This is a genomic window from Idiomarina baltica OS145, assembly GCF_000152885.1.
In the GTDB taxonomy this organism is placed as follows: Bacteria; Pseudomonadota; Gammaproteobacteria; order Enterobacterales; family Alteromonadaceae; genus Idiomarina; species Idiomarina baltica.
The window spans coordinates 195,255-203,228 of the sequence record NZ_CH672404.1 but is presented as its reverse complement, the minus strand read 5'-3'; the positions used below and the strand labels follow the sequence as shown (position 1 = coordinate 203,228).

Genomic DNA, 7,974 nt, shown 5'->3' with positions numbered 1-7,974 from the left:
TAGGGCGCGTATACTAGGTGTTTTAGGCGGTTAAATCAAGAGCCAAAACACCGAGTGGCTAAATCTACGCCGTTTTAAAACGTTTAACACGCTCACTTAAATTGCGTGCAAGTTCGTTAAGCTGACGACTCGACTCACTGACTTGCTCAGAGCCCGCCGCAGTCTCTTCAGTAGCTTCCGTGATTTTGTGGAAGTTCTGATTGATTTCTTCCGCGACCGAGCTTTGTTCTTCGGCTGCTGTGGCAATTTGCGCATTCATATCGGTCATTTGCTTAACCACATGGTTAACAGTATCTAACGATTTGCCTGCTCGACGCGCTTGCTCAACACTATTGCCTGCTTGCTCTTGACCGCGTTGCATCACATCAACCGCCTGAGAAGCACTGTTACGCATCGTCTCAATCAGATCTTGAATGCTCTGCGTGGACTCTTGTGTACGATTCGCAAGCGCGCGAACTTCGTCAGCAACAACCGAGAATCCACGCCCATGCTCACCCGCCCGTGCAGCTTCAATAGCGGCATTTAGCGCAAGCAAGTTAGTTTGGTCGGCGATACCCTCTATCACTTCCAACACTTTGTCGATCTCAGCCGTATTATCGCTCAACTCAACAATCACAGAGGCCGCACGCTCAACCTCATCGGCAAGCTGCTCAATTGAACTAATTGTCGCCGCCACCTCACGACTGCCTGTTTGCGTTTCGCGATCAGTCTCATCCGCTAACTGTGCCGCCTCATTTGTATGTGAAGCGACCTCAGATACCGTTTGCGACATTTCATTGATCGCAGTGGCTCCTTGTGTCGTTTCATCCTGCTGGCGAATCACCATCTGCGTGTTGTTATCACTGGTTTCGCTCAGTTCACCAGAGGCATTCAGCAATTGGTCAGACGTTTCATCGACCTCTTTTACAAGCGCTCGTAGCTGCCGCACCATACGGTTGACTTGCGCCATCAAGCTACCCTCGTATTTCGAACGAGTTTCAACCGTTAAGTCACCCGCGGCTATGGTTTCCAGAACCTCAACAACAGCCTCTGGCTCACCACCTAAGGTATGTGTCAGTCGACGTACAATGTAATAACTGATGGCTGCCGCAACAAGTGCAGCAATCACAGCCACACACCACATCAGCACCGCAAATCCATTACTACGTTCAAGCACTCCATCAACACCGTCGGCGATGATTTTCTCTTCATAATCGATAAAGTCGTTAATCCTTATCAACCATTCCGCATAAGCTGGCGATAAATCGCTTAAAACATAATCTTGAGCTTGCTGACGCTGATCCTGCGCCAACAGTTGATAAACACGATCAGAAGTGGCTAAAGCCTGTTTACGGATCTCACTAATACGCGCTAATAACTGCTTTTCTTTGTCATTAACGTATTTTGGATCAGCAATAAGTTGATTCAGTCCTTGTTGCGCATCGGCATAATCGCCTTGAAGTTTATCGATAAGCGCGCGATATTCGCGTCGCTTCGATGCCTGTTCAGTCAACACAAAATCGCGTAATGCTATCGCACGGTCATGCACACTACCGCGGAAATTAATCGCATAGCGTTGCTTTTCGCTACCGACTCCATTCACCTGTCTCAACGTTTGATCAATTTGGCCAACTTGATAAGTACCAACAACGGTAATCCCAATAATCAGTAATATAATAAAGGCAAATCCCGCATAAAGCCGCTGCGCAATGGTCATAAATAATCCTGTAAAAACGATTGTTCAATATATTCGAATAGAATTACACATATAAGGGATTTTAAGATCAGCATTATCGAAAATTACTTCACGCTATCGGACGTTAAAATCTCAGTCGCACCCACGGGCATAATGCGAAACTCGTTTTCCGACAATTGCGCCTTTTCACGCGCTTGCTTAATATCATCGATGGTTTGCGAAATACCCTCTGCCGCTAATTGAAATGCTCCCCAATGCATCGTGATACTTCGCTTAGCACCAATATCTTGATGAATCAGCGTAGCTTGCTCCGGATCAACATGAGGCATTTTCATAAACCAACGGGGTAAGTAGGCACCCACAGGCATCAACGCAAGGTCAATATCATTAAACACATGGCCGATTTCTTTAAACTGAATGGCGTTATAGCCCGTATCCCCGCCAAACCATACGCGCCAATCGCCAATATCAATCACATAGCTCGCCCATAAGGTCTCAAAACGATCCCAAAGACTTCGACCAGACCAATGTTGACTAGGGGTTGCATGAACACGCAGCAGGTCGTTATTCGCAGCGCCTTGCCACCAATCAAGTTCGGTAACATTTTCTTCTGCGATGCCTAGCTCAAGAAACCACGGCTTCAAGGCAAGCGGAACGTAGTAATGAGTCGAGTTACCCAGTGTTTCAATCGTATCAGCGTCTAAATGATCATAATGATCATGAGAAATAATCACCGCATCAATCGGAGGCAAGTCTGATAACTGCACAGGCAGTTCAGTCAAACGCTGGGGCCCCATAAAGCTTACGGGCGATGCTCGCTCACTAAAAATCGGATCGGTAAGCACTGCCATCCCCTGGTATTGGAGTAGAAACGTCGAATGCCCTATCCACGTAACTTGCCGATCCTCGGGGTTAGGGTTAGAGATTGTATTCAAATCGGCGTGCATAAAAGGAATCGCATCAACTTGCTCCGATTGATCGGCCCATTCCGTTTCCCCAAACCAACGCATGTACCAATAATCAAAAAATCCACTTTGCTTTTCAGGACCGTGCAAATTTTTAAAGCCATCCTCGGTATGATGCGGCGGCACTTGTTTATTAATATGTATGTCTTCGTTGTTACTGCAAGCCGCAGCCGTTAACGCCAAAACACCGATCAACACCTTTTTCACAGACGCTCCTATCGTGCAGAAATACAGCGAAGCAACCACGCAAAAATGCGCCGTTCACTGGATAAGTAAAATAAATACTCAGGATGCCACTGCACGCCGATAATAGGACGCTCAGCATGCTCAGTGGCTTGAATAAACTCGTCCAAGTCCCAACCAACCGCCTGCATTCCGTCGCCCGGTCGTGTCACCACTTGATAGTGCAAACTATTCACTCGCAACTTACGCTGCCCCACTACCTGACGGAGTTTCGAGTGATGCTTTAACCAAACTTGCTTGGTCGGCAATAGACCCGGACGGTTGTAGGTTCGTTTACGCAAGGAGCGGATATTTTGGTTCAGTTCCCCACCCAACACGACATTAATTAATTGTGCGCCACGACATATTCCAAGCATCGGCGTATCGGTCTTTAACGCCCACCGAATCCACTCAATTTCTAATGCATCACGAGCCGGATCATAGTCACCATCGGGCTTTGCGCTCTGACCATAATGATTGGGGCTGATGTCATCTCCCCCACCAATAACCAGTGCATCAACATCAGTATTACGCGATACGTGATGCCGAGTACTCACGCGGATGGCTTTTGCGCCCAACAACCACAACGTGAGCTGCGTACACCACCATGAAGGAGACCAGCGGCGAGCATTGCCCGTTACCACCACGCGCGGTCGTTCAGCCATGATGCTACCCTATCGATCCATGCGGATTCATCAACACCTAATAACGGCCTATCTGCCGCCAAAAAGGCATCCTTCCAATACGTCAGTGCAGCCGTGTCATTTGCTAATTGCTCGACCACCCACCAGCTGCGCCAAGCCGTGTCAAGTTGCCAGCCTGCTCGCTCAATATGACAGTTGGGTAAACGAAAATGAAAGGTAGGCCGTGCACCCACTTTGGCATCGCCCACGGCTTTGCTTACAACCTCGGGCCGCCAATACGCAAAAAGTGGCAACATATCTAACGCGCGGTTACGGGACGCATTAAATTTGAGGTAGTCATCAATTAATTGCCCTTCACTGACCTCAGATTGCTGACACAAATGCCGAATGTACGCCTCAGGATACTTATCAATATAAGGGCTCATTTTACGGGTCGTATCAACCTTGAGCGCTTTAAACAACCACCACTGTAGCAACGAAAATGCCTGCAAATAACGCAATACATCGGTGCTGTCTTCACTCGCTACTTGAGGATTAATATGCACTCCGTAAGCAGCTATCCAAGATTCATCCGTACCTTTAGCACCCGCCTCTCTGAGTGCCTCAATAATCGGAAACAAACATTCACATTGCTGCAACGTCATCGGTGGGCAAACAATTTCCATGGGAACCATGCGCTCGGCCAAGGCGTGTAATTCTTCTAGCCAAATATGTTCAGCTGTACCACTGGTTGGCTGCTCTCGGGCGATACGTTTTAAATAACTCCAATCTAACTCAATATGAAAGGTACCGAGTTGTTCATGTTGGATACTGCGTTCGGCGAGGGATATATGATCGACTTGACCTTTGAGATGGGATTGCAGTACCTCGAGCGTCTGCTGTACTGATAGACCACTGAATTCGATTTCGAAGCCAATGGTGCGCAGCTGACCAGAATCAGTTTCTGGCCGCTGCAACGGTTTAAATTGATTAGTTGTCGTCTGTGTCATCCTCGAACTCGATTGAGAACTCACCTGCTGGCCCCGGGAAAACCACTGGACTTTCGAATCCATCGGGGCTCACACTGGCAACTCCAAAAATGTAGTTATCAATCACTACGTTCTCAAGCGTATATTCGTTCACATCACCCACGTAGCGACTCCACTGCCATTGTGGCTCAGAGGTAAGACGCCAGTACACTTTGTAACCCATGACATTTTCTTCGCCACGCGCGTCGTTCCAGCTGAGTGTGGTCGACGGTTGCACGGCACCGCGAATATCTACGTTCTGCGGCGGTTCAGGCGCCCAGCTCATACCGGCCAATGAAACCGCATTCAACGCCGTTAACTTAGCCGCGTAATCAAAGTCCACGCCCTCAATAGTGTCACCGTACTCAATCCCGTTCTCCGTGCGCAAGTCCTGATGCTGACGATTATAATTCTCGTTAGTTTCCATAATACGTACACCCGGATACCCTAGGTCATTAAACGGTCGGTGATGACCTCCACGACCAAAGCGATCCAAGCGGTAAACAATCATGGTATCTAAGTTGGCAATATAACGGTCAGCCATGGTATCGATATAGCGCGCTACATTACGTGAAGGCGAGTCATTTTCGCCACCATAAAACCGTCGCATGGTCGCCTCGCGATCGGTTTCATCCATTCGAGTTCCCTCAGCAAAAATGCGGGCGGTGGTGTTATTGATCACCCCATTGATACCTTCAATATTGCCAATCATGTCGTTATTCAGGACGGCCATGATGCGCCATTTATTTTGCTTTGCCTTGCGCGCAAGAATTTTACCACCGAACAAGCCTTGCTCCTCGCCAGACAGCGCCGCATAAACTATCGAGCCATCAAAGTTATACTGACTGAGCACTCGCGCGGCTTCGAGCGTACCCGCCACACCCGAAGCGTTATCATTAGCCCCTGGCGCATCGGAAGTCGCATCCATCACATCGCTGACCCGCGAGTCAATATCACCGGACATCATCACATAACGGTCGGGATCCGTTGAGCCACGCTGAATCGCAATCACACTTTTTACTTCGGTCGCATCAGGAATACGATCTTCGCCCTCGACAATATCCGAGACGTACATCACTTCAAGACAACCACCACAGTCAGCGGAAATGCGTTGAAACTCTTGGTAAACCCAGCGTCTTGCAGCACCAATACCACGAGTATCAGATTCCGTTTCGGATAAGGTATGACGAGTGCCAAAACTCACTAACTTACGAATATCCTGTTCAATTCGTTTAGCACTTACGGCATCGGCAATGTCGTGTAATTTTTGCTGGTCGTTGTATGTGATAGCATCTTGAGCCTGAACACCACCCGCCAATAGCAGACCAAGACCGATAGTCACGGAGGAAAGTTTTTTCATATTGTTTTCACCATATTTGGACTGTATTTAACGATTATGGTGAGAAAAAATAGATTTGCAATCCCGCGGCGATGATTCCGCGAGACTGCAAGTTGTATAAGTTTAAACTACTGAGGCTGTTGAGGCTGGCTCAAAGAATGTTTAATCTTTTTTGTGATCTGTACCGGGTAGTGCAGGTCAACACAGCGACTATCCGGCGTGTAGTCCAAAGGAGCGTCTTTTAAAATATCACGTAAGCGCTGTCCATCCATTTCTGCACAACACGCAATCACATCATTTAATAGCGACTCAACCTCCGTCCAAGCAAGCGAATGCTCAGATGCACGACGAATACGAGGGTGAGGAGTGAGGCGATCGGTATTGCCGATAATTAACTCTTCGTATAGCTTTTCGCCCGGTCGCAGCCCGGTGATTTTGATCTCGATGTCACCATGAGGGTTTTGCTCATCTTTAACAGTTAAACCCGACAACCGAATCATTTGTTTCGCCAAGTCATAGATTTTAATCGGTTCGCCCATGTCCAAAACAAACACATCGCCTTGATCGCCCATAGCACCTGCCTGAATAACGAGCTGGGCGGCTTCAGGGATAATCATAAAGTAACGCGTAATATCCTTGTGAGTGAGCGTAATGGGTCCGCCCTTCTTGATCTGTTCTCTAAATTTAGGCACAACAGAACCCGAAGAACCCAGCACATTCCCAAACCGCACCATACAAAACGCAGTTTTATGGGTCGTTTTAGCGAGTCCTTGTAGGATCAGCTCAGCCAAACGCTTTGTCGCCCCCATCACATTGGTAGGACGGACGGCTTTGTCGGTAGAAACCAAGACAAACTTCTCGACACCTGCGTCAATCGCTGCTTGCGCAGTGTATAAAGTACCCAGTACATTATTTCTCGCTGCCTGTATAATGTTCATCTCCACCATGGGGACATGTTTATACGCAGCGGCATGATATATCGTATCGATACGATGCGAATTCATCACCGATTTCAGGTTAATCTCATCTTGCACAGAACCCACAAATGGGAAAATAGCCACGTCTGGATAGGTTTGTGTGAGCTCTTCATGAATATAATACAGCGAAGGCTCTGACCACTCGTATAAAATAAGTGCCTTGGGCTTCTGTGCAGCAACTTGACGACACAATTCTGAGCCAATCGACCCTCCTGCGCCCGTGACCATCACCGCTTTACCGCGGACGTTCTGAGTCAACAGATCCATTTGCGGCGCGACCGCATCTCGTCCGAGCAGGTCTTCAATATTCACCTCGCGCAACTCATCAATTTTTGCATCCCCGGCAATAATATCGGCCATACCGGGAATGGTTTGTACAGTGACGGGTAAGTGCGATAGCATTTCAAGTGCGTTCCGACGTGTTGAACGCGATGCACTTGGAAATGCCAACAGTATCCGTTTGACGTCAAGCTTGTGCGTCAGTTCGCCAATTTTGCTGACAGGAAATACAGACAAGTTCTGTATCATTGCGCCTTGCAACGTTTCATCGTCGTCGACAAAGGCAACCGCGTGATATTCACGCCCATGTATCAGCGCATGTGCCAGTTGGCGCCCTGCCTCACCCGCGCCATAAATAATGACGTTGTCTTTCGGTCGCGACTGCACCTGACGAAACACAGAACGCGCCCCAAAACGCGAAGCGGCGATAAAAATAAAGGCTGACAAACTATAAATAACAACAACGTTGAGGTTAACGCGAGCATCCATCAGCGCACTAAAAAGCACCAACGCCGAGGAAGAGGCGAGCATACCAAATACAACCGCTCGAAATGCTTTCGAACCGATATAGCGGGTTACTGAACGATAAAGACCTAATTTATAAAACAAAAATACTGAAGCTACGGAGAGCACAAAAGCAAAAGCAACATCGTTCCAATTGCTCGGCAAGTAGAACACTCGAGCATCAACACTCACGGCAAACCACAGTGCCAGCATAATGCCAAGCACATCAACGGTTGCAGCGACCACCCGCTTTAAATTTCTTGGCAGAGCCAAAAGTTGAATCAGCATATTACGCTTAATCCTCAATTCTCAAAAAATCCCTTTATGCAACGAGACGCTATTGTAAGCCGACACTTGGCTAA

The 7,974-nt window shown here is 48.0% G+C and carries 6 protein-coding genes; all 6 read right to left on the bottom strand.

The window, feature by feature from the left end:
- Positions 1 to 64: 64 nt before the first annotated feature.
- Complete coding sequence (locus OS145_RS04640) at positions 65 to 1,696, bottom strand: methyl-accepting chemotaxis protein (RefSeq protein ID WP_006955058.1); 1,632 nt, start codon at positions 1,694 to 1,696, stop codon at positions 65 to 67.
- Between the two features lie 83 nt (positions 1,697 to 1,779).
- Positions 1,780 to 2,847, bottom strand: a complete 1,068-nt coding sequence (locus OS145_RS04635) for an MBL fold metallo-hydrolase (RefSeq protein WP_006955057.1) — start codon at positions 2,845 to 2,847, stop codon at positions 1,780 to 1,782.
- Between the two features lie 8 nt (positions 2,848 to 2,855).
- Positions 2,856 to 3,527: a gamma-glutamyl-gamma-aminobutyrate hydrolase family protein gene (locus OS145_RS04630; protein WP_006955056.1), complete on the bottom strand. Its 672-nt coding sequence runs from the start codon at positions 3,525 to 3,527 to the stop codon at positions 2,856 to 2,858.
- Positions 3,500 to 4,495, bottom strand: coding sequence for an amidoligase family protein (locus tag OS145_RS04625; RefSeq protein WP_006955055.1), 996 nt, complete (start codon positions 4,493 to 4,495; stop codon positions 3,500 to 3,502). Before OS145_RS04625 ends, OS145_RS04630 begins: the two co-directional genes overlap by 28 nt.
- On the bottom strand, positions 4,476 to 5,873 hold the full coding sequence (locus OS145_RS04620) for a M28 family metallopeptidase (RefSeq protein ID WP_006955054.1): 1,398 nt from the start codon (positions 5,871 to 5,873) through the stop codon (positions 4,476 to 4,478). The genes OS145_RS04625 and OS145_RS04620 overlap by 20 nt, the downstream gene beginning before the upstream one ends.
- A 107-nt stretch (positions 5,874 to 5,980) precedes the next feature.
- Complete coding sequence (locus OS145_RS04615; RefSeq protein ID WP_006955053.1) at positions 5,981 to 7,900, bottom strand: nucleoside-diphosphate sugar epimerase/dehydratase; 1,920 nt, start codon at positions 7,898 to 7,900, stop codon at positions 5,981 to 5,983.
- Between the last annotated feature and the right edge of the window lie 74 nt (positions 7,901 to 7,974).